This is a genomic window from Pseudoalteromonas sp. H103, from assembly GCF_001469205.1.
GTDB classification, from domain to species: Bacteria; Pseudomonadota; Gammaproteobacteria; order Enterobacterales; family Alteromonadaceae; genus Pseudoalteromonas; species Pseudoalteromonas carrageenovora.
This window is the reverse complement of the sequence record NZ_LOFG01000001.1, coordinates 179278-203182: the sequence shown is the minus strand read 5'-3', so window position 1 is coordinate 203182 and position 23905 is coordinate 179278. Positions and strand designations below refer to the sequence as shown.

Below are 23905 nucleotides of genomic sequence, written 5' to 3'. Positions count from 1 at the left end.
TTGAACCCAGTTATGTAAAAACATACACGAGGCAATATTATGAAACTCACTTTTTTACTCCCAGCTCTACTTGCATTAGGCGCAGTATCTGGCTCTGCGCTTGGAGCACCAAACGAGCGAGAGAACAGCAAAAATTTTAATAACGACCGCGCTAAACGTATTCAGTACAAACGCGATGAACGCCGTGAAGATAAAAAGCAACGTATTGAATATAAACAAAACAAAAGGGAAGATCGTAAACAAGAGAAACGCGAAAAGCGTAAAGAAACAAAACGCAAAGTAGTGCGTTACAAGCAAGAAAAACGCAAACGTACTTACATAAAAAATAACCGCCACAATGTAGTTACCTACAGACCAGGGCGCTACTTTAATCATTTACCGCGTAACAGTGCATCAATTAGATTTAATGGTATTTCGTTTACCTTTAGTGACGGTATTTATTATCGTAAAGCGAAAAGAGGCTACCATGTTGTTAAGCCACCAAGAGGTTTAAGAATACGCTCATTACCTAGGCACTACTCGCATTTTAAGCGCCATAATACCACTTACTATACCTACCAAAATGTATTTTATGTGGCAGACAATAATGGTTATAGAGTAGTTGATGAGCCTAAAATAGTTGTTAATCAGGCTATAAAAGTAGGCAGTGCTAAAAATTACGATTTAGGCCAAACCTACGACACCCTCCCTATTTCGGCAGAGGCTGTCACGATTAACAATCAACAATATTTTAAGTACCAAGATATTTATTTTTTACCGCAAATAAATGGTGATGAAATAAAATATTTAGCTATAAATTTAGGTTAACAGCCCGTCATAACAAAAGAGCAAGCGGCTTTATGCATCTTGCTCTTTTGACATTAAGTCAGCCATTCTTCGATTGATTTCTTGATCTGTTAAATCTTCTTTGTGTGTGCCTATGGTCCACATATGGCCATATGGGTCTTGTAAAGTGCCCGCTCTATCACCATAAAATTGATTGTGCACTGGGCGTATTTGCGTGGCACCTAGTTCTATGGCTTTATTAAAAACTGCATCAACGTCTTCAACGTACAGCATTAAGCTTACCGGTGTGCCTCCAAGCTCACTTGGGCTTTTAAAAGACTCATCTGGGCATGAATCTGAAATCATAATATGTGAGTCGCCAATAATAATTTCAGCATGTGCAATACCGCCTTCAGGTAAAGGCATTTGCATAACAAGTTGTGCATCAAATGCATCGCTATAAAAGCAAATGGCTTGCTGAGCGCCATCAATAATTAAGTAAGGTGTTATTGAAGTAAACCCTTTTGGGATTGCTGAAACTGCCATAATGTTCTCCTTTACTTACGCGGTGTTCTTTAATTCTTAAGTAACTAAATATGCGTTTAATTGCCTCTACACTTAAGCTTAGCTCATACAAAAAATTGCGTTACTTTTCGAGGTTTAAACGCTGATGCCAAGCAGCAATACTTTCATCAGGGTACTCTTCAAATTGCTTATCATCTTCATTAATGGGTGCATTTACCCAATTGGCTTTACTACCAAGCATTAAATGAGTGCGCTCTGGCGGTATGGGTAACTCACTATCAATTGCACCAGCAAAGGGATGAACTTGCTCTGGCCAACGTGCATTGTATAACCACAAGTTAGCGCTACAATGCTTACAAAAATAACGCTCTGCTGGGCTGACTTTATCGCCTATTTTTGCATGATAAACAGTTATGTGTTCACGCCCTTGCACTTCAAGCGTTTTATACTCTGCGCTTAAATTAATAACAAACCCGCCGCTCCCAGCGGTTTTACGACAAATAGAGCAGTAACATAAATTGTAAGGATAAGGGTGTTTTGAGTTAACTATAAATTTCACTTTGCCACAGTGGCAAGCGCCATTAAGCTTCATAATAAATCCAATTTTATTGCTGGCTTGAATTAATCCCTTAGCTAGGTGAGCTTAAAAAAACCACAACAATTCATGTTGTGGTTTTTTAATTATTGAGCTTACTAACGTTTCCAGTATCTTAAATTTCGTAATGTATTTATAAACTTATCGGCTGAATGCGCCTCTAAATCTATCCAACCATCATCTGCTTTTCCATCAAGGCCTGCCGCTTTAAATAAAGGCATAGCCTCTTGCGTATAGCCAATGTATTTCATATGAGCAAATGCATCGTTTACAAAGTCTTTAGCCTCAGGAATACCAGCAAGTTTTTCAGCGCCCTCTTGAGTCGCCAGTACCATTACCGCATCGTACAATACCGAAGGGCCACCATTAATTACTTGGTCCGCTGCAATATGCTTACCTTTACTACAACATGCGCCACCAACTTGCGCTGCAATAATTTCAAAGTTTGCGCCCTCGGCTTCAAGTTCATTGACAACTGAATCAAAAATATCAGCGTCAAAGCCATCGCTTATTAAAATACCTAACTTGCGGCCTTTAAAGGTGTTAGGCGCATTTTTTAAAATACTAAGCGCATCTGAAGTAGGTAAGTCGTCACGAGTTGGCATTGCGGCTTCTGCCGGCTCTGGCATTTCTTGCAAGCGCAAGCCTTTGGCAACCTCTTGCGCTAACGTGTCGTCTATATTAAGTAAGTGCGAAACTACACGCTCACGTATTGGTAAATGCTCAACTTTAGAAAGCTCAAATACCAGTGCGTATTGAATATGCGCTTGCTCAATGTCTGTTTGGCTTAAATAAAATTGGCGTGCTTGGCTGTAATGATCGCTGAAAGTTTCTGAGCGATAACGTAATTTATCTCCGCCGCTTACTTCAGGCTCGCTTGAGCTTTTAAAGCCATGAACAGGGCATTCGCGCGGGTTATTTTCACCGCCGCTCCACGAGTTTGGCTCGTAATTTACACGCCCTTTTGGATTGTGCATTGCCATGTGGCCATCTTGCTGAAAATGACGCATTGGGCATTTAGGAGCATTGACCGGAATGTGCGTAAAGTTAGGCCCACCTAAACGCTTAGTTTGAGTATCTAAATATGAAAAGTTACGACCTTGCAGTAGTGGGTCGGGTGTAAAGTCGAGCCCTGGTACAATATTTTGAGTACAAAAGGCAACTTGTTCTGTTTCTGCAAAAAAGTTGTCTACAACACGGTCAAGCACCATGCGGCCAACAATTTGAACTGGCACTTGCTCTTCAGGAATAAGTTTAGTGGCATCAAAAACATCAAATTCAAATTCATCCGCAAATTGCTGATCAAACACTTGCACACCTAACTCCCATTCAGGGAAGTCGCCATTGCCAATAGATTCCCACATATCTCTGCGATGAAAATCAGGATCGGCGCCGTTAAGCTTAAGTGCTTCGTTCCATACTACCGATTGCATACCGCCTTTTGGCTTCCAATGAAATTTAACAAATTTTTCATCGCCTTTGGCATTAATAAATTTAAAGGTATGAACACCAAAGCCTTCCATAAAACGTAAAGAGCGCGGAATAGCTCTATCAGACATTGCCCACATAACCATGTGCATTGACTCAGGTGACAAGCTCACAAAGTCCCAAAAGTTATCATGCGCTGTCTGCGCCTGCGGAAAACCACGATCAGGCTCGGCTTTAGCGCTATGAATTAAATCAGGAAACTTCATTGCATCTTGAATAAAGAATACGGGTATATTGTTACCCACTAAATCCCAGTTTCCCTCTTGGGTATAAAACTTAACCGCAAAACCGCGTACATCACGTGCTAAATCTGGTGATCCTTTATTACCTGCAACCGTAGAGAAGCGAGTAAACACTGGCGTTTTTTCACCTTTTCGCTGAAAAATATCTGCACACGTTAAATCTTCAAGCGTGTCGTAAGTTTCAAAATATCCGTGTGCACCATAACCCCTAGCGTGCACTACTCGCTCCGGAATGCGTTCGTGATCAAAGTGAAAGATCTTCTCACGCATTATATGATCTTCTAGTAATCCGGGGCCACGTTTGCCCGCACGTAATAAGTTTTGATCGTCGCTTACAGGGCAGCCCTGCGCGGTGGTAATGGTAGGGTGCTCATCCGATGCCTTTTGATGCAATTCGCCGCCATGCCCTTTATTACCTGAGTATTTAAATGATTCAGCCATGTTTAGTCCTTCATACAGTTTGATTTAATGGGTCGATAGTTTTTATGGGCTTTAAAACTAAAAGCGACTATGCAAATGCAAAATAAAGACCAGCCATCCAACCTAGTAAAAAAGGGTCATACAGGCAAAAAAGTAGTTTTTAGAGGATTTTAAAAAAGAAAAATGTACACAGGTATGTAACTTTTTCAGACAAAAAAGAGCACGTAAAAGTGCTCTTAGATTTAGGCTTTTTAAATTTAGTTAGGGCGTGTTGACCTTTGTGGATTTAAATTTGTTCAATCTAGGGGCGATTTAATCGCGGCGCGAGGTTTGTAACCTAGTGGGCTAAGTAAAAACCGAGCAACAAAGAGTTAATCGTCCCTAGAAAGAACCCAAAGGGCAGCGCATGTTTGGCATTTATGCTACGTTATCGCCTATTTATGGGGAATAACCACACGACATAGGCTCTGCCTTGCCTAAAAACCAAACATACTGCTGCAAAATCAACCACGAAAGGTCAACACGTCCTAATCTTTATTCTCGTTAACTAAAATAACCTTACGATGCGGGAATGGGATTTCTATATTGTTTTCATCAAGGGCTTTTTTAATAAGCTCCGGCACTGTGTATAAAATTTCAAAGTAATGCTCGCCTTTACAAAATGGCCTTACTAAAAAGTCCACTGAGCTGTTGTTAAGGGTTTCTACTTCTACAAATGGTGCTGGGTCTTTTAAAATATGTGGGTGTGCGTCTAATACACTATCTATTACTTTACGTACTGCGTCGGTATTTTCGTCATAAGCCACACCAAAGTGCATATCTACACCACGAATTGGGTGGTGTGAGTGGTTAATAATTTGCGCACCCCAAATCTGGCTATTTGGAATAATAACCTGTTGATTATCGAACGTTTGCAAAATTGTAGTAAACATATCTACTTCAGTTACTTTACCAAAGCGCCCTGCTGCTTCAATAAAATCATTCACTTTATAAGGTCTGAATATAAGTAACATTACGCCAGCAGCTAAGTTAGACATCGCACCTTGTAATGCTAAACCAATTGCTAAACCTGCAGCGCCTAATAACGCAATAATTGAAGCCGTTTGTACACCAAAACGGTTTAACACTGCAATAAACACAAACGCTAAAATAATGTAACGGGCCATACTGCCTAAAAAGCGAAATAGTGTGTCGTCTAAGTGAGTATACTTGTGGCACAAACCAATAATTATGCCTCTTACTTTACCTGCTAACCATAAGCCTAAAAGTAAAATAATAATTGCTAGCAAAATATTAGTTGCCCAATCTATTGCCGCAGGTAAGTACTGATTTACATCAAGATTATTTATTATGTCGTCCATTTTTTTTCCTGTTGAACTGTTTGTAAATTATTAAAACATTGTAACACCGACATATTAACCTTTTATTAACTAAAATACGACTTTACAACGACCTAAAGCTAAGCGCATTACTTTTTATGCAGTAATAAAGCTTAAAAAATCACATTTATGAATATAAAGTGAGCAAACCCTAATGTTTTTGTGTATATATTGTTCAATTTGTAAATAAAGCCAATGTGTTCTAAACCTTTAATAGACACCTTGTTAAGGAACATTGTTATGCCAACAACAAATACTATTAATAAAAATACCGAATTTGCACGCTGTATTGAGTGCAATAAGGTTGATACTTTTGCCGCCTTTCATTGGTTAGCGCTTGCATTTAAAGACATGGCACGGGCCCCCATACTAAGCCTCATTTACGGGGTTATATTTACGCTTATTCCTGTTGCTATTGTTTATTCAGCTGTGTTTACAGGCACCTACCTCGTTATTTTACCGGCAACCGTTGCCTTTGCTTTAATAGGTCCTGCATTTGCAGCAGGGCTTTACGATGTTGCGTGGGAACTTGAAAAGGGCCACAAACCAACGTTTGCCCACTCTATTAAGTCGATGTTTAGAAACCCTGTAGGTGAATGGGGTTTTGCTATATTGCTTATGGTAATAATGATTGCTTGGATGCGCTTAGCTGCATTAGTACACGCCTTATACCCAAGCCACGCCAACCCAACCTTTGAAGAGCTATCGGCGTTTTTAACACTGGGCAGTATTATAGGTGGAGTACTGCTAGTAACAGTATTTTCGCTTTCGGCATTTGCCCCACAAATTATGATGGAACGACGCGTTGATATAATGACAGCAGTGATCAGCTCTATGAATGCAGTAAAAACTAACTTTGCTGCCATGGTAGTGTGGTCTATCTGTATATTTTTATTGGTAGCTATTGGTTTTGCTACCGGGGCAACGGGGTTTATTATCATTATGCCGCTACTTAGCTACGCTAGCTGGCATGCCTATATCGCAGTTATTAAGACTAAAAAACCTCGCGGATACGAATAAAGCTTTACCAACCACATGAGTTAACAACCACAGTAAACAAAAATAGCGCCTAAGGCGCTATTTTTTTATTCGTTTTAAAGTGCTTAAAACATACTAATTAAAAAACCCAAATAGCATGTAAAAATGGTTGGTTTTCTATTTCATCAGTACCTAACTTGTTGTACCAATAACGCCATTCAACCCCAACCATTAATTGCTTGGCCTCTAAATTAAAGTTTTGACCAACATCCCAATGCACTGCGGGCTGCGCGAGCAGCCATTCGTTTACTTTGCTGCCTTGCTCGTCATCACGCCCTGAAATATATTCAACGTGGCCAGTAAAATAAAATGCTTGGCTACCTAACGAAAAAGGTGCGCCCCATGCAAGATCCACAAAAATACTGGTATCTTGCTTAGCTAGCTGATCTTTTTGTACACCGCCGTTAGCATCGATGTATCCAGCAAAAGTAGTGGTTAAAAAATCAAACCCAGGGGCATCCCAACTTAATTTTACACCGGGCGTGTATTTCATTAAGCCTTCTTCGCCTGCATTAATACCAAACACTAAACCTGTATCTTTTATTGGGCCGTACTTTAAAGAGGTATTAAGTGCTTTAGATAAGCTAAGTGTTGTGTACCACTCACCATAAATACCCGTATCTTGAAAACCATCGGTAAGACTGTCGTTTAAAAAGTCGATAAATAAGTAGTTATCACCGAAGTCATGCTCAGATGCATGCTCTATGGTATATGTGCGTGTAAATGACGACTCCCCTGTAAATGGGTTTACAGCATTACCAAAATTTGTATGGAGCTGTGTAACACTCCAGTTTTCTGCCAATGCTGAGTGAGACAAAAGCAGTATAAATGTTGTAAACAGTGTTTTTAAAAAATTCATAAATTATTAACAGACCCCAATTAAAATGCGGCAGGAGTATACCAGTGAGTATTCACCAACTGAAGTAGGTAAATAATAAAAAGAGATTAGATTTTAAAAATTAACCAATACAAATATTAGGCTTACTTAGGGCGTGTTGATCTTTGTGGATTGAAATTTGTTCAATCTAGGGGCGATTAAATCGCGGCGCGAGGTTTGTAACCTAGTGGGCTAAGTAAAAACCGAGCAAAGCTTCCGCGTCCTGCTCACGCCCCTTACCTACATCCATGTAGGCAACAAAGAGTTAATCGTCCCTAGAAAGAACCCAAAGGGCAGCGCATGTTTGGTCTTTATGCTGCGTTATCGCCTATTCATGGGGAATAACCACACTAAATAAGCTCCGCCTTGCCTAAAAACCAAACATACTGCTGCAAATACACCCACCAAAGATCAACACACCCTAGTTCTGCTTTATATTTAAGGGGCTAATTAGCAGTGTGCATAATTTACAAAGGAGCTGCAGATAATTCATAAGCACATTTTATTTAGAGTCTAATAAAAACTTAAATTTAAATTATACCCTTATAAAACAGCATGTTATCTAAATTTAAAAATTCGGCATACGTATTGCTTAATTAATACCAAGTCATGTTTGTAATTAGATCTACAAACAATAAATCATACCAATCTGCTTATGTATGGGGTCTATTTAACGTGAAGAAAATTATGCTAGAACTAGGCAAAAATTTTTGTATCTAGTTGTTCTAAATGAAAAATTTTTAACGACGTTATAGTGCAATTTAATTCGTTAAATTGATCAAAGATTTATGCAGGTTGGTATCACATAACAGGAGACATTATGAGTAATACAAATAAAGTAGCCGAATTTACAGCACCCGGTATGGATAACGATGCAGCGCAAAATACAATTGCCACACTCGACAACCGTATGGTTGCGCTTATTGATTTACAGCTTACTTTAAAGCATATTCACTGGAATGTAGTTGGACCAAACTTTATTGGCGTACACGAAATGTTAGATCCACAAGTTGAAGCTGTACGCGAAATGACAGATACAATCGCGGAGAGAATTGCGACCCTTGGCGGTATACCCGTTGGAACGCCGCAATCGATAGTAGACCGTCGCTCATGGAATGAATATTCTATTGGTAAAGGTTTAGTAACCGAGCATTTAGGTGCACTTGATAAAGTGTACAACGGTATTAATGGCGATCACCGCAAAGCAATCGAAACGCTTTCAGAGCTAGATCCTGTTTCTGAAGATATGATTACTAGCCAATTAGCTGACTTAGAGCAATTTCAATGGTTTGTACGTGCTCATATTGAATCAGCTACAGGCCAACTGCAAAGCTAAAATTTTTAATCTATACAAGCCCTGCATTTATGCGGGGCTTTTTTTTGCAAAAAATAAGCTCATTTACCATTTTGTACAACATCCCACCACATATCCATAATATAAATATAAATTAAACACAATAGAAAATTGGTATTACCAAATAATTAACGCAAATAAAAACCAGTAATTTCAACCTAGTTATTTAATCGTAACAACTTTAGGTTTACTTAATCTATTAAGAATAGTAACGCCTAATTTAGACTCATAATTAACACACTAAATACCTAAATAAAAAATTTAAATTAGTCATAAATACCTCATTAAATATTACAAATCATACATAAAATGGCTTTGGTAATGGTTATTTTCCAATTTATATTAAATATTATTAAAACATTTCATTAATCATAACTTATTGAACAAATTAACTTTAAGTAAATTTAATAACAATTTGTAATACATTTTATGAAATTTTGGTAAACAAAGGTTGTAATAAAATTTAAATTGTACTAATTTCAACCACACAATCTGTATGACACAAACAGATCAAACACAACAAAATTGGTTAACCAAACCATATTGCAACACACACAATGACGCAAGTCGTACCCCAACGGGAGAGATACATGAAACTCAATCAAATTACTTCATCGCTAATTAATAAGCACCAAAAAAGTAGCTCAATAACACTCAGCGCTGCTGCCCTTTTATTAATGGCGTCTTCTACTATTTCAGCACAGGAAGCGCCGACAACTTCAGATATACCAACTGATGATATAGAAGTTATTGAAGTAAAAGGCATGTTAGGCAGTATGAAAGCGGCTGCAATGCTTAAGCGTACTGACGGACGTATTGTAGATGCTGTTGTTGCAGAGGATATTGGTAAACTGCCTGATAATAATATTGCTGAAGCACTTCAACGTATTACAGGTGTATCTATTAATACCGATTTTGGAGTGGGTGACAGTGTATCGATTCGTGGTTTACCGCAAAACCGCGTTGAATTAAATGGCCGCTCTACCATTGGTGACTCGCGTGATGGTATTAGCCTACAAGATTACCCTTCGAGTTTCTTAAAAACGGTAGAAGTTGTTAAATCACCTACCGCTGACATGATTGAAGGTGCGCTAGGCGGAACCGTTAGCTTAAAAACAGTTCGCCCATTAGAGCTTGATAAACTTACAGGTGCTATTTCGATTGATGGCGAATACGCAGATAAAACCGAAAATGTAGCCCCTATTTTTAGTGGTTCAATTGGCGACAATTGGGACTTTGACGAAATGGGTACATTTGGCGCTATTGTGATGTTTTCATATCAAGATCGTGAAATTCGTCAAGATGAAACTTCAAGCCGTGTTAAGCCTCAAGATATTGAAATTAACGGCCAAGAAGGTAATACACCAAGTGGTAACGCTATCGTACGCGACGAGCACAGTGTTGAGCAATACGTAGAAAAACGTGAACGTACCGCTGTAAATTTATCTCTGCAATGGGCACCGCAATCTGGTAATGGCATGGTGTACCTTGATTTGAGCGGCACTAAACGCTCAGGCGAACAAGCTGGTAACTCAATTTTAGGTGTGGCAGGTTCTTTATCAACCGATGCAAATACCACTCAAGGTGCGAATGGTGTAAATAATTACACACTAACAAACGAATTTGGCATTCCAAAAACATACAGTGACTTTAGAGAAACCGACTCGTTTTCTAATGCACTTGGTGCAGAATGGAACATTACTGATAATATAAAAATTTCAGGTGAAGTTGCTGTTGCATCATCTGAAAGCGTAAGACCTGATTCTGAATTTACTCTTCGCCCAATCGAAAAATCGACATTTGAAGCAAGCGGTGGCGTTGATTTAGTAAACCATTTATACGATGGCGCTTTTTCACAAGACGGTAATAAACTCCCAAGTATTATTCACTCAGATCCAAATGCATTTACCGACCCACAAAACTTAGCATTACGTACATTTAAAAGTGAAGATAGAAGAACTGATAACGAAGAAACAGCTATTCGTTTTGATGTAGAAATGTTTGAACCTATCAGCAGCTTAAGCTGGGTATCTAAAATAAAAACCGGTGTACGTGTTACCAACCGAGATTACGAGTACGAGCAATACAAAGTTGAAGTTAAAGACATTTATAAAAATGCATTTAATGACTCCGACGGTTCATTAGCGACTTTATGGGTAGATGATTACAATGCTGCGTTTTCAAATAGCTTTACAACTGTTAGCCACGATAACTCATTTGATCAATTAGGTAGTTCTGGCCAAAACGACCTATTAACGTTTTTAAGCTACAACGGTTTATCTAACCCTGCGAATACTTACGCTCAGTTACAACAGTTACTTGCAGGAACTAACTTAGCAACAACAGGAAGCCTTTCGGACAACCAAGAGTTTCAAGAAAGTGCGTACCGTAACGTAGTTGAAGATACAGCCGCAGTTTATATTTCAGCCTACCTAGATTTTGATAACATCACTGCAATTGTAGGTGGTCGTTATGTGACAACAGATTTAGAATCAAGCGTTTATTTAAATGGTGAAAAAGTAACAGGTGAGAATGACTACAGCGACTTTTTACCAAGCTTAAACGTTACCTATAACTACTCAGACGAAACATTATTCCGCTTTGCAGCTGCAAAAGTAATGCGCCGAGCAGATTTTAGTGAGTTAAGCCCAGCGTTTGACGTAAATAACGATATTACAGGCGCAACGCAAGGCTCTATTGATTTAGAACCATACCGTGCAACACAATACGACTTGTCAGTAGAGCATTACTTTGATGAGGGTAACGTAATATCTTTTGCTGTGTTTTATAAAGATGTTGAATCTTTCTTAAGTAACGAAAGCAGCTGTCAGGCTTCATCTAGCACCGCGGGTCAAAATGTAACGCAGTGGAACCAAGTATGTCAGCTAGATACCGCGGGTGTATCTCAAGATAACTTAGTTTACTCAGATACAACCGATTTTCCTGTTGATGCCGATGGCTTTAACCATGTTTCAGAGCTTCGCGATGCAGGTTTAACAGGTATTGATACCGTTAAAAATGTAAATGGCGAAAATGGCTCTGTTCAAGGTTTTGAAGTAGGTTACCAACAGTTCTTTACAAGCTTACCTGGTGCTTTTTCTGGCCTGGGTATAAACGCAAACTACACCTACGCAGACAGCGAACAACCTAACGGTAACCCACTGTTAGATATTTCTAAAAACACCTACAACTTACAAGTGTTTTGGGAATACGAAGGATTCTCTACACGTTTAGCTTATAACTACCGTGATAGCTTCTTAGATACTGAAAACGAAAAACGCGTTGAAAATATTAACTCAGACGGCAGTATTTCAGCAGAAGGTACAGTTTACGGTAACAACTACCGTGACGACCGCGGCCAGTTAGACTTCTCAGCAAGTTGGGACATTAACGAAAACGTGACCTTAGTAGGCAATGCAACTAACTTAACCGGTGAGCCTTCTATCTACCTATCTGAACTAGGTGGTGCTTGGAAGTACACTGAAGCAGACCGCAGATACAGCTTTGGTATCCGTGCTAAGTTTTAATTTCCCCTGAAAACTAAAGCCTGCTTTATGCAGGCTTTTTTTATTCAAAAATAGCTGTGTTAAAGCACAATTGAATTACTTTACGATTAAAGTTTAAATACTCCCCTCCTCCCGAAAAGTAATTTTTCATCTTTAAAGCCAACTTGCAGCTTTACCATAAAGTATCTAGTATTCAGAAATCGTGCTTAAATTTGGTACAAAAAAAGGATTTCTAATGTCATTCGAATATATATCTAAAATATCACTCACATTAGCTTTAATGTTAGCGTTAACTGCGTGCGGCTCTGAAGGTAATGACTCAAAAATAGCTGAGAATAAAGAAACACTAACATCACCACCTGTAACTAATAACAATCCACAAGGTGATTACAAAATAATTATTTACGGTAATAGCCATAGTTCAAGCTTAGGTGCTTTATTAGAAACCATAATTACACATCAACTATCTAATACCTCAGTACAAACAATGACTGTTGGCGGGCGGTTTTTAGATGAAATAGCCGAAATAGACTCTAATATAGATAAACTAAGTGAAAATAATTGGAGTCATGCTATTTTTCAAGGCCAGAAATATTCGCAATCAGGAGCCGTTGACTACCCGACCGACGCCACCGAGCGTATGATCTCAGTTGCTAAAGAACAAAAAATAACCCCCATATTATTTCCAGAGCATCCTCAAAAGGGTAACTCTGCGGAAGCAAAACAGGTATACGATCTACATTTATCGATAAGTACAAAGCAGCCTAGCTGCGTCGCGCCTATTGGTTTTGTATGGAACCGAGTATTAGAAATAATGCCGAGCGTAAATCTTTATAATGCAGATGGAAATCATGCTTCATATGCAGGTAATGTACTCACTGCCATGGCTTTTTACGAAATAATTACCTCTGAGCTAGCCGATACCATGAAATTTGATGCAGATATAAATTTAAGCCAGCAAGAGCAAGCTATGTTTGCACAAGTAGTAACTGAAGTACTTAATTTGTACCCAGCATGTGGCGCTCAATAAAAAAGATTAAATGTAGTACTTAGTTTTGAACAAAAGTAATAATAATTAATACAAATGCACAATAGCTCATAGCTTAAGCCAACACCAAAAGTAGGCGTGTATATTTAATCTAAAAATAGTGGTAAATAAGTAACCATCACAGAACTACTCATTTACCTCTGCTTTAAATTACCCTACGATTTAGGGTAATTAGATGGAAAAAACGCGCGCTTGGCTTCTTCATCAAACTCTTTTTTGAAGGCTACATCGGTACCAATTTTACGCGCACGAGCAACAGCTGGGCGACTATCTATACTTTCAAACCAACGTTTTAAATTAGGGTATGGCGCTAAGCCCTCTTCACCTAATACTACTGGCGCTTTATCAATCCAGCCCCAAGCAGATACATCAGCAATGGTGTATTCATCACCCACTATAAAGTCGCGACCTTCAAGGTGTGTATCAAGCACTTCGTAGTGACGCTGAGCCTCACGCAAGTAGCGATTAACCGCGTAATCAAGCCCTTCAGGTGCCATATGTCTAAAGTGAACACTTTGTCCTGAGTATGGACCTAAACCCGATGCAATAAACATTAACCATGAAAGCATTTCAGCGCGGTTTTCAGCTTTACCTTCTAGCTTTGCGTATTTTTCAGAGAGGTACATTAAAATAGCATTCGAATCGAACACACGAGTTTCGCCATCAACAATGGCAGGTGCTTTTGCATTAGGATTAATAGCTTTAAATTCGGGTGTATGTTGCTCACCTTTTAACGTATCAAGTGGCACAAGTTCAAACGGCAAGCCTGTTTCTTCTAAAAACAAAGCAACCTTCATTGGGTTAGGTGTATGGTGAAAATAAAATTTGATCATGAAACGCTCCTAAAAGTAGTGACTACAATTAAATCACAACTTGAGCAATCGTTCAAATTCTTATTTTCCTCAGATAAACAGCTCTTAAGTTTGGCCTTACTTTCTTCAGCAGAATAGCTAAAAGGTGGATAAAGCTATATTAATTACAGTTTTTATATAAATGAAACTTTAAAGTTAAATCATTAATAACATTGCGTTTACAAGGTTTTTTGTTTATAAAGTCGCTTAGAATGGATTCTTAAACTTTATACTCGTATAAGCTCCTTTCTAAATTACTTCTGCATTTATTTAAACGGATATGAAAAACTTATGCTCATAAGCAACAAACACATTAAAACAATAATAATTTCAGCACTGACTGCATCTACCTTATCTGGCTGTGCAACTACATCGTCAAAAGTAGTTGAAACGCCAACTGTAGCAAGCTACAACACAACCTACTCTGGTACAAAAAGTAAATTGGTCGTAGGTCAATTTGTAAATCGTTCTAGCTTTCAAAACGGTATTTTTTCCTCAGGCCAAGACCGATTAGGCAACCAAGCAAAAATAACACTAATGAGCCACTTACAACAAACAAATCGCTTTAGTGTGCTTGATCGTGACAATATGGCAGCCCTTGCAGAAGAAGCAAGATTAACAGGTACAAAACAAGTTCTTAGTGGTGCTAAATTTGTTGTAACTGGTGATGTTACAGAGTTTGGCCGTAAAGCCATAGGCGATCGCCAACTGTTTGGCTTATTAGGTAAAGGTAAATCGCAAATTGCGTATGCTAAAGTGACCTTAAATATTGTTGACGTAACAACTTCAGAAGTTATTTACTCAGTTCAAGGCGCTGGCGAATACAGCTTATCTGAGCGCGAAGTTATTGGATTTGGTAGTACAGCTTCTTATGATGCTACTTTAAATGGAAAGGTGCTTGATTTAGCGATTCGTGAAGTCGTTAATAAGCTTGTTACTGGTTTAGAGTCAGGTCAGTGGGGTGATAAATAATGAAAAAATTATTATCTCTTGTTATGGTCTGTGCTGCCCTAGCAGGCTGTAACTCAACTAAAGAGCCAATTTATTATTACGGCGATTATAGCACTGCAGTTTATGCCTACTTAAAAGCAGATGAAGTATCAGCTGAAGAACAAATTAGTATGCTTGAGCAAATAATAAGTGAAGCTGCGGGTAAAAATAAACCTGTTGCGCCAGGCCTTCATGCTCACTTAGGCATGCTCTATTTTGAAACAGGTAATCCTTCTTTAGGTACCACTCACTTTGAAACTGAAAAAATACTTTTCCCTGAGTCTGTTCAGTACATAGACTTTCTTTTAAACTCAGCAAAAGGTGCCTAACATGTTCAATTTGAAAACACTTACAACGGCAGCGTTATTAGCACTACTTGCAGGGTGTGTATCGCCTCCACCAGCGCACGATTACACCGCATTCAAACAAGCAGATCCTCATTCTGTAATTATTTTACCGCCATTAAATAATACACCTGAAGTAATTGCACCATACAGTGTTATGACTCAAATGGTTGCTCCTATTGCTGAGTCTGGTTTTTACGTATTTCCAGTAGCTCTTGTTGAGCAAACCTTCAAGGGCAATGGCCTTACGGTTGCGAGTGATGTACACCAAGTACCAGTAAAAAAACTACATGATATTTTTGGTGCTGACACAGCTCTATACATTACTATTGAAGAATATGGTACTAGCTACGTTGTAATTTCTAGCGAAACCGCTGTAACTGTATCAGCTTCATTAGTAGATTTACGAAGTGGCGAGCAATTATGGCAAGGTAAAGCAAGAGCCTCTTCCGCTGAACAGCAAAATAATAGCGGCGGCGGACTTGTAGGTATGCTTGTAGTTGCTGCAATTAATCAAATTGCAGAAACTGTAACCGATAAAGGTTTTGAAATCGCAGCAATGACTTCAACACGCTTACTTTCTTCAGATGTTTACAACGGCTTATTATATGGACCTCGTTCACCTAATTATGGCCAACCGGCACCAAGCGAAAAGAAGCAATAAACTTTATAATTACTAATCTATTTTAGAGTTTTAAAGGCCGTACTACCAAGTAGTAACCGGCCTTTTTTTAGCGCTCAATTAGTACCGACTCTATGCGCAAGAGCCGAACGACTATGAACACTCCAAACCAACCACTTTAGCCGTCGTTCAATTTACTTATGTTTACAAATAATTATAATTTAACTAGATTTCTAGCTTATTTTTATTCACAATTCGTTCACTTTTATCTGTTAGTTATGCTCAGTGTCATGGCTAATCTTATATTTCAGTTTATTTATATGGCTTGTCAAAGCTAAGATTAAGGAAGATGTAATGCGTAAGCTACTCTCTGTAATATTTTTATCAACGATTTTCACTTCCGGCTGCGGTGGAGGTGGCGGGGGTGAAGATGCCGCTAATTCCGCCGTCCCTATTGCTAATAAAACATCAAAATCAATTAGTGCAACTTGGTTTTACGAGTACCCTAATAAATGCTTAGAAACATTTCAGTTTAATACAGATGGTAGTTTCGAAATCAATTCTAATCAGTCGAATGTAACCGGTAGCTACTCATTTGATGCATCTGTTGATAGCGGTGAACGTCACTCATTAACCCTAAGCTTTGAGCAACAAAATCAAGGGTATGACTGTGAAAGCTCTTTTGATTATATTGTTGGGGCTAACTTTGAGCTATTTGCTAGTTTTCCTAATGAACAACAAATGCAATGGTATGAATCAGGCACTGGCGGCAGTGCTATTTTTACACTTGATAGAGCAATAACGTTGTCTTTATCAAGCGTACCTACTGAAGCAAAAGCAGGCGAAGAAGTTACATTCAATGTAAATAAAGATACTGAGTCAGACACCCCAGTCGAGTTATTATACGGACCCACTGGAATGACAGTATCAAGCAAAGGGGAAGTAAAATGGACCCCACTATTGCCTATGATAACGCAACAAAATACAGTTAAATTTGCTTTTACGTCTGATAGAACCCTTGAGCCATTAGTTAGTGAAATAAATGTAACAATACCAAACTTTAAAGCACCTACAATGCGAAAGGATATTGAGCTTACCGATACATCGAACGGCATGCAAATTGGTAACTTCATTGGCGATGAAAATAACGAAATGTTGGTGCTTGATAAATTAGGAGGGCTGTCTGTTATATCTCAAAAAAGCGATGGATTCGAATCAATTTACAGCTACCCATACTCTTTTGGCGGTAATCATAATGAAATGCGCCTGTCTGTATTTAAAGAAGATAATGGCGCAAACAATACCTTTGTAAAAACAAATAATAATATCTATCAAGTAAGTGATTTTACACAGCCCCCTCACAGTGTATTTTCGACAAGTAAAACTATTCACAATTTTATGGTAAAAAATATTGATAGTGATAGCGGACCTGAATTAATCGTAATTTTTGGTGAAAGCTATAGCGCTAAAGAAGCTATTGTTTACGACAATAATTTTCAAACGGAGCTTTTTAGCTTTTCTCTAGAGGGAAATTCTCCTATTGAAATAGCTGTTGAAAATATCGATAGCGACACATCATTAGAATTAATACTCTCAAACGGTGAAATTTTTGATATCCAAAGTGCTAGCAGTCAATGGTTTAACGCTGACGGTTTTGGCCCAATTATGGCTATAGGTGACGTAAATAGCGACGGTATAAATGAGATCATTAGCACTGGAGGATGGAATTCGATAACAGTATGGAATGCTAATGATCGCTCTCAAATCCTAACTATTAATAATCAGGATAATTGCTCTGTAGCCACAGCAAATATAGATAACGACCCAGCCGATGAGATAATAATTGGCGACTGCCAATGGGGTCAAGTTCACGCCTACGATATTACTGATAATACCCATGCAGAGCTGTGGACACTCCCACTTATAGATCATGGCAGCGCTGCGATGGTTGTTGGCGATATTAATAATGATGGTAAAGAAGAAATTGTTTGGGGGACAGGCTTAAGCAGTTCAGGTGAAGATATACTAGTAGTCGCTGGTATTGCTCTAAATCCTGAAATTTTATGGCATAACGCAAATAGAGAATCATCTTCACAATACGATTCCTATATTGCAGCTGGGTGGGCAAATATAAGCCCTGAAAAAGAAGCGGCAATTTATATAATTCCTAGTACAAATAGTGGCTATATTCACCCTCGATACTTAACTATGAATGAAGATGGTGAAGTTACACCTAATTATAAAAGCTCATCAAATATTCTCGAAGCAGCCCTAGCTGCAATAGGTGATATAGATTCAGACAATTATGATGAATTATTTATATTTGGAACTCGCAATTACTCTCCTTCCCTAAACGTAATTGAATTAGAGGCTGATATTTCTAAATGGCAAGTAACTTCAAAGGATGATTCTTCTAATTATAATGCTTTAGAAGTTACTGATATTAATAACGATGGCTATGACGATGCATTAATAGCCACATATGACACACTTACCGTACATGACATTAGTAACAATAATATTCTAGCTACATGGACAGCTAGCAGTGCCATCACCTCAATTACTGCCACAACAAGTACTTTAGGGGAAAAATTAGTAATACTAAGTACTCGAGATAGCTTAACAACTCTTACCTTTGAAAATAATAAACTGAGCATGCGCTCCAGTTCAGTAAACTCAGAGGAATGTAAGAGTCTTTATGCACAACCTCAAACAGATAGTGTTTTATGTTTTTCTCCTGAATACTCATACCAGGGTAATTTAGTTACTTTTTCATTAGACTTAGAACTATTACTAAAAGCTCGAATTAATGGTGAAATAACAAGCCTAGTACAATTACCTGATTCTGATAATGTATTAATAACCACAAACTCAAGTGACAATAATTATTATTCACAATCAAGTCTTATCTCTGAAGTTAGTACAAAGACAGGTGACATTGTATGGCAAGGCTACCCATTAGCAGGAGAAGTAATGGGTAACTCAATAAAATTTGGCAACATAGGTAAAGGTACAGTGCCACTAGTTTTTGGCACTAATGTTGGAATGTTTTTAACTCATTGATTTAAATTAAAGAGCTACTTGTGGTTTATTAAAAGAAATAAACCACAAGTATGCGCGAGAACGTAGAGTTAATTTAGTTTTGACTAAATAAAGATGAGGTTCAAAAACTAAAATTAATAGCAACAGAAAAAATAGTTTTTATAAAAATACTAACTAAAAAAGCCATCATAAAAAACATAGCAAATGCTGAAACAGCCCCACCACCGGTATACCCTGCTTTAGCTTTTTCCACCATCAATACATAAATTCCTAATCCTACGCTTACCTTAAACCATAGCCAGTAATCGTTGCTAAAAAGAGGAATTGCAGCAAAGCCAATAACGGGGACTAATATTTTGGCTTCTTCGTTTTTGTGTAATAAATAAAAAGCCATAATAGCTATATAAAACAGTGCCGTTACATCGGGCATATAAATAACTTCCTTGTAAACATTTAAAGTAAATTTTAACTGTTGCGCTTATTAAGCATCGCTTTTAAATCAGCGAACGGAGAATGCGTTGCAGCTTCAACTTTTCGCTCTGTAGTCGACCCGCCATACATAATATGCTCGTGGTATTTATTGTGCTCATTATCGTGGCAATAAATACACAATAGCTCCCAGTTGCTGCCATCTTCAGGGTTATTACTGTGGTTATGATCTATATGATGCACCGTTAACTCACGTAAGTTTGAATACTCAAATTCACGAGCACAACGACCACACACCCAAGAGTATAACCTTAAAGCTTTTATTCTATAACCTTCCTCTTGCTTCATATAAGTCTGAGGTACATGGCTGGTCTTACTCATAATATTCCTGCTTAATATGCTCTTATAGTGTTTAACAACAAACTTAATGTAAGTGTTCCAACCTATACTTTTCATCATGTAGTAATTATATATTTATCGCAGGGTATAATAAAAAACTAACTAAGCAAGCCATTATTAGCTACTACGGTTGCGTGAGCAACACGCAAATAAACACAACAGAAATAGAGTTCTACCTAAACCGGAGCGCACAATAGCCTATAAACGTTTAAGCGAATACACCCTTAAAGCTAAAAACTGGAGAGTAATTTTTTAATCTTATTTCAGTCGTTCAAAAAATTACTACCTTAGACCAAGCCAGAAAATACTCAAATAATAATAAAGCTAGTAAGTACTTTGGCTGATATTTTTAGCTAGAAGAGCTGAAAGCTCGGCATTAAAATATAACTGTTGAGGGTACTGAGTGGCCATCAAAAACTTTAGCAAAAGAGTCAGAGTTTTTTAAATTGAAGACTAAAACTCTTTCAAATATATCAACGTTTAAACTCTATAAAACCAAAAAGGTGGAGCACTTTTTAATTGAGCACTCCACCTTTTTTAATATTAAAACAGTGTATGTTTTAATTAAGTCGCGGTGTAACCGCCATCAACTACTAGGTTTTCACCATTTACCATACCGGCTGCGCCGCTAACTAGGTATAAAGCCGACATTGCAATTTCTTCTGGTTGAGCAAAACGACGCGCGGGTACTTTTGCTTTAAAGTTTGCACCTGTTTCACCAGACCAATATCCACCTGCGCCAAGCTCAGTTTCTACAACGGTAGGAGAAATCGCATTAACCGTAATGCCCTCAGGGCCCCATTCCATTGCCATTACGCGAGTCATGCCTAACACGCCCGCTTTACTTGCACAGTATGCAAGGTGGCCATCAAGAGCAACCAACGCCGCTTGAGAAGCTAGGTTAACAATGCGTCCACTTTTTTGCTTAAGCATTTGTTTACCTACTTCACGGGCATATAAAAATGGGCCACGTAGGTTTACAGCCATGGTGATGTCCCATAAATCGGCTGGTGTCTCTTCCGATTTAGCCAGAGGGCCAATACCAGCGTTATTAACTAAAATATCAATACGACCTAGCTTTTGCGCCGAGTCGGCAACAATTTGCACTGCAGACGCTTCATCAGATACATCAGCAACCCATGACAGGTTATTTTCACCTAAAGCGCGAGCCGTTTCATGAACCGCTTCGCTTTTATCTACCAAAATAAGTGTCGCGCCACGCTCAGCAAATAGCTCAGCAATACATTTACCAATACCTGATGCACCGCCAGTGATCAGAGCAACTTGCTCTTTAAGGTCAAAGGCTTTATCGAACGAATATGTCATTACTATCTTCCTCTTAAATGCGCTTAATACGCACTATTTTACTGCAAGTCCGCTAGCGCGGGCGTAGGTTGATACAACTTCTTGGATCCAGTGTCTGATCAAAGAAAGCGGATCGTTATTTAATTGTCCTGCACGAAATGCCGCATATTGAAGTGGCATAAATTGACTCAGCAAGGTCATTGGCGCTGGCTGCTCAGTTAAGTTATTAATGAGTGTTTGAACACTTTGATCAACAATAGGATCGGCCCAATAGTAACGCGATCTATCGCTAAAGCTATATTTTCGTGCAAAGGCCTGCTCTTGCTCTGTACCTGTGTAATACTTAGCCCAGTTTTTAGGGTTTTCGAGCATGCGCTCTTCAAGCACTTGGCGCAAATTAGAAAGAGGCTTATTGGTTATCCACTCTTGCTCAATATAACTAAGTGCAAACAACGCTTCGCGCGCTGCATAAGTAAGCCCTGGGCCCACTTTTAAAATAGCAAAGTGGTCGTTAACCAAGTTAGTTAACGCTGTTTCGGTTTGATAATCGGTTGAATGCGCTTCATAAACCAAATTATCAAAATCTAAAATAGTTTTACTTAGTGTTTGTGCTTTTTCGCTTTGATAGCCAATTACCATCGCGTGGTCAAACTCAACACCAGGCTGCACTACTACACCAATTACTCTATCCCATGCGTCTTGCAAACCGTTTTCGCTAAATTTTGCTTTATGGGTTTTAATGGTTTGTTTTAAATCATCAATATTGGTTGTAGCAAGTTCGTGTAAATCTTCTTGTGCGCCACCTGGTACCGGCACTTCGGTACCAATAATATACATTGGGGCTGCATTTTTATCGCTAACAGCAGCTTCGCCGGCAGCACATAAAATAGTGGCGCGCTGCGCTATAACCTCATCAGCAAGCGGCTCTACATCATCTGCACATGCCATGCTTGCATCTAAATGTATTTTTGAAAAGCCCGCACTTACGTAATCAGCAACCATTTTTTTGGCCGCTTCCATTGCCTGTGCAGCTGGTAGGTCAGTCCACGGGTTAGGCCCTAAGTGGTCGCCCCCTAAAATAAGTTGCTCTTGGGAAAAGCCCACTTCTTTTGCAATATCTAACACGTATTTGCAAAAGTCGCTTGGGGTCATACCGGTATAACCACCTTCGTGATTAACCTGATTACATGTTGCCTCTACTAACAGTGGTGAGCCATCGCTTTTGGCTTGCTGCATAGACGCTTCAATAACAAGGCGATGCGCAGAACAAACAGAGTAAATACCTCTGCTACCACCGGCTCTGTTTTGTTGAACAATTTCTTTCAGAAAATCTGTAGTCACCCTTTTATCTCCTCTGATTGTATAAATTGATCCAGCTCGCTTACTGTAGAGTTACCTTCCATTGGGCCGCGTTTAGTCACTGCCATTGCACCTGCTGCATTAGCAAGTTTTAATGCGCGATCTATTTCTACACCTTGGGCTAAACAGGCAATAAGAGTACCGCCAAAGCAGTCTCCGGCTCCGGTGGGGTCAACTTCAGTCACTTTAAACGAGGGCATATGTATTGAGCGTGCTCGATCGTAGTAAACACAGCCTTCATCGGCATTTTTTACTACCACCATTTCCATTGAATATTTACTTAGTAGTGTGTTTACAGCTTCGCTCTGCGCTACATCGCCACAAAAATATTGCAGGTCAATTTCACTAGGAAGCAAAATATCGCACGCTTCTAAAATGAGCTGAATTGCTTCTTGAATAACTGGCGAGGCCATAATTTCAGGGCGAATATTAGGATCAAACGAAACCTTAGCGCCACTTTGCTTAACCAGCTCCAATGCACGTTTAACCGCCGCAATAGAACCCGCATTACCAAGCGACGACCCCATTACATGAAAATAGCGGCAATTACTGGCAAGCGCAGAGCTAACAGAATCTTCGTTAATAAGCGCTGCAGCACTGTTACTAATATTAAAAATAAACTCGCGGTTACCATCTTCTTTATAAGTAACAAAAGCAGTGCCTGTTGGTAGTTCGTCTGAGCGGCTAATACCGCTTACGTCTACACCACTTTCACGAAGGCGGTTTAATATAAGCTCGCCAAAACCATCGTTTCCTGCGCACCCAATAAAGGCGACTGATGCCCCAACTTTAGCTGCCTGATCGGCAAAAATTGCTGGTGCGCCACTTGGGTAAGGCCCCAAAAATACACCCGGCTCTGTAAAGGTTTGACCAATTTGCTCGGCCATAATTTCAGCGAGTAATTCGCCCATACATAAAATGTCAGTCATAGCTCAACTCATTAATGCGTGCCGTCCACTTTTAGCACCAGGACAACGGTTTTTTACACAAGCAACTCACGTTTTTTATTAAACCGAATTACTACTTTTAATCATTTTTGTGGCACTTTTTTAAAAGTGCTTACTTTCGAATTTGTTTACTAAGCGTTCAACGAGTACTTAAAACGGCTGTTATATAAACGCCCTATTACGCATTTGCACTCTGCCTAGTTATAAAAATTACTGATGTAGCAGCAAAACCAAACTCGAAACTTTCGAAAGCTTTAACTTTCCATTCATCGATAGTAACGCTGCAAAAGTGATGCGTAAAGCAATTTCGAAGATTTCGTAAAAGAAATAATTCATTCGAAAGCAAAAGTGAAAAATAAACGTTTAAAATGTGCTTAAAA

At 38.8% G+C, this 23905-nt stretch carries 20 protein-coding genes; 9 read left to right on the top strand and 11 right to left on the bottom strand.

Annotated features, from left to right (window positions below; translation table 11 throughout):
- The first annotated feature begins 39 nt into the window (after window positions 1–39).
- The gene (locus ATS74_RS00995; protein ID WP_058547087.1) at window positions 40–807 is read left to right on the top strand and encodes a DUF6515 family protein; all 768 of its coding nucleotides are present in this window, start codon (window positions 40–42) and stop codon (window positions 805–807) included.
- Between the two features lie 30 nt (window positions 808–837).
- On the opposite strand, the gene ATS74_RS00990 is transcribed toward ATS74_RS00995, so the two are convergent.
- The 4 genes from ATS74_RS00990 to ATS74_RS00975 all read right to left on the bottom strand — a co-directional run bounded on the left by ATS74_RS00990 (window position 838) and on the right by ATS74_RS00975 (window position 5396).
- The gene (locus ATS74_RS00990) at window positions 838–1311 is read right to left on the bottom strand and encodes a VOC family protein (protein ID WP_058547086.1); all 474 of its coding nucleotides are present in this window, start codon (window positions 1309–1311) and stop codon (window positions 838–840) included.
- Window positions 1312–1411: 100 nt separating this feature from the next.
- Complete coding sequence (locus ATS74_RS00985) at window positions 1412–1882, bottom strand: GFA family protein (protein WP_058547085.1); 471 nt, start codon at window positions 1880–1882, stop codon at window positions 1412–1414.
- Window positions 1883–1983: 101 nt separating this feature from the next.
- The gene (locus ATS74_RS00980) at window positions 1984–4056 is read right to left on the bottom strand and encodes a catalase (protein ID WP_058547084.1); all 2073 of its coding nucleotides are present in this window, start codon (window positions 4054–4056) and stop codon (window positions 1984–1986) included.
- Between the two features lie 506 nt (window positions 4057–4562).
- Complete coding sequence (locus ATS74_RS00975; protein WP_058547083.1) at window positions 4563–5396, bottom strand: mechanosensitive ion channel family protein; 834 nt, start codon at window positions 5394–5396, stop codon at window positions 4563–4565.
- A 258-nt stretch (window positions 5397–5654) separates the two neighbouring features.
- Between ATS74_RS00975 and ATS74_RS00970 the strand changes: the two genes are divergently transcribed.
- Window positions 5655–6434, top strand: a complete 780-nt coding sequence (locus ATS74_RS00970) for a DUF2189 domain-containing protein (RefSeq protein ID WP_058547082.1) — start codon at window positions 5655–5657, stop codon at window positions 6432–6434.
- 97 nt (window positions 6435–6531) lie between these two features.
- On the opposite strand, the gene ATS74_RS00965 is transcribed toward ATS74_RS00970, so the two are convergent.
- On the bottom strand, window positions 6532–7311 hold the full coding sequence (locus ATS74_RS00965) for a nucleoside-binding protein (protein WP_058547081.1): 780 nt from the start codon (window positions 7309–7311) through the stop codon (window positions 6532–6534).
- Between the two features lie 838 nt (window positions 7312–8149).
- Here ATS74_RS00965 and dps point away from each other — a divergent pair.
- The 3 genes from dps to ATS74_RS00950 all read left to right on the top strand — a co-directional run bounded on the left by dps (window position 8150) and on the right by ATS74_RS00950 (window position 13219).
- Entirely contained in the window at window positions 8150–8665 is a 516-nt protein-coding gene (gene dps, locus ATS74_RS00960; RefSeq protein WP_058547080.1) for a DNA starvation/stationary phase protection protein Dps, read from the top strand.
- A gap of 608 nt (window positions 8666–9273) precedes the next feature.
- Entirely contained in the window at window positions 9274–12210 is a 2937-nt protein-coding gene (locus ATS74_RS00955) for a TonB-dependent receptor (protein WP_058547079.1), read from the top strand.
- Between the two features lie 214 nt (window positions 12211–12424).
- Window positions 12425–13219: a hypothetical protein gene (locus ATS74_RS00950; protein WP_058547078.1), complete on the top strand. Its 795-nt coding sequence runs from the start codon at window positions 12425–12427 to the stop codon at window positions 13217–13219.
- A gap of 173 nt (window positions 13220–13392) precedes the next feature.
- On the opposite strand, the gene ATS74_RS00945 is transcribed toward ATS74_RS00950, so the two are convergent.
- Complete coding sequence (locus ATS74_RS00945; protein ID WP_058547077.1) at window positions 13393–14070, bottom strand: glutathione S-transferase family protein; 678 nt, start codon at window positions 14068–14070, stop codon at window positions 13393–13395.
- Window positions 14071–14379: 309 nt separating this feature from the next.
- Between ATS74_RS00945 and ATS74_RS00940 the strand changes: the two genes are divergently transcribed.
- From ATS74_RS00940 to ATS74_RS00925, 4 genes are all read left to right on the top strand, one after another.
- Entirely contained in the window at window positions 14380–15060 is a 681-nt protein-coding gene (locus ATS74_RS00940) for a CsgG/HfaB family protein (protein ID WP_058547076.1), read from the top strand.
- Window positions 15060–15407, top strand: coding sequence for a DUF4810 domain-containing protein (locus tag ATS74_RS00935; protein ID WP_058547075.1), 348 nt, complete (start codon window positions 15060–15062; stop codon window positions 15405–15407). The genes ATS74_RS00940 and ATS74_RS00935 overlap by 1 nt, the downstream gene beginning before the upstream one ends.
- A 1-nt stretch (window position 15408) precedes the next feature.
- A complete protein-coding gene (locus ATS74_RS00930; protein WP_058547074.1) occupies window positions 15409–16086 on the top strand; it encodes a DUF799 domain-containing protein in 678 nt (225 codons plus the stop codon).
- A 312-nt stretch (window positions 16087–16398) separates the two neighbouring features.
- Window positions 16399–19107, top strand: a complete 2709-nt coding sequence (locus ATS74_RS00925) for an FG-GAP repeat domain-containing protein (protein ID WP_058547073.1) — start codon at window positions 16399–16401, stop codon at window positions 19105–19107.
- 100 nt (window positions 19108–19207) lie between these two features.
- Here the strand turns inward: ATS74_RS00925 and ATS74_RS00920 are convergent, their stop codons facing one another.
- From ATS74_RS00920 to ATS74_RS00900, 5 genes are all read right to left on the bottom strand, one after another.
- The gene (locus tag ATS74_RS00920) at window positions 19208–19516 is read right to left on the bottom strand and encodes a hypothetical protein (protein WP_058547072.1); all 309 of its coding nucleotides are present in this window, start codon (window positions 19514–19516) and stop codon (window positions 19208–19210) included.
- A 35-nt stretch (window positions 19517–19551) separates the two neighbouring features.
- Window positions 19552–19896 (bottom strand): YajD family HNH nuclease, encoded by a 345-nt coding sequence (locus ATS74_RS00915; RefSeq protein WP_058547071.1) that lies wholly within the window; start codon window positions 19894–19896, stop codon window positions 19552–19554.
- 582 nt (window positions 19897–20478) lie between these two features.
- Window positions 20479–21240: a GolD/DthD family dehydrogenase gene (locus tag ATS74_RS00910; protein WP_058547070.1), complete on the bottom strand. Its 762-nt coding sequence runs from the start codon at window positions 21238–21240 to the stop codon at window positions 20479–20481.
- A 33-nt stretch (window positions 21241–21273) separates the two neighbouring features.
- Entirely contained in the window at window positions 21274–22560 is a 1287-nt protein-coding gene (locus ATS74_RS00905) for a D-tagatose-bisphosphate aldolase, class II, non-catalytic subunit (protein ID WP_152996100.1), read from the bottom strand.
- Window positions 22557–23507 carry a sugar kinase gene (locus ATS74_RS00900; RefSeq protein ID WP_058547068.1) on the bottom strand — a complete coding sequence of 317 codons (951 nt, stop codon included), beginning with the start codon at window positions 23505–23507 and terminating at the stop codon, window positions 22557–22559. Before ATS74_RS00900 ends, ATS74_RS00905 begins: the two co-directional genes overlap by 4 nt.
- Window positions 23508–23905: the final 398 nt, after the last annotated feature.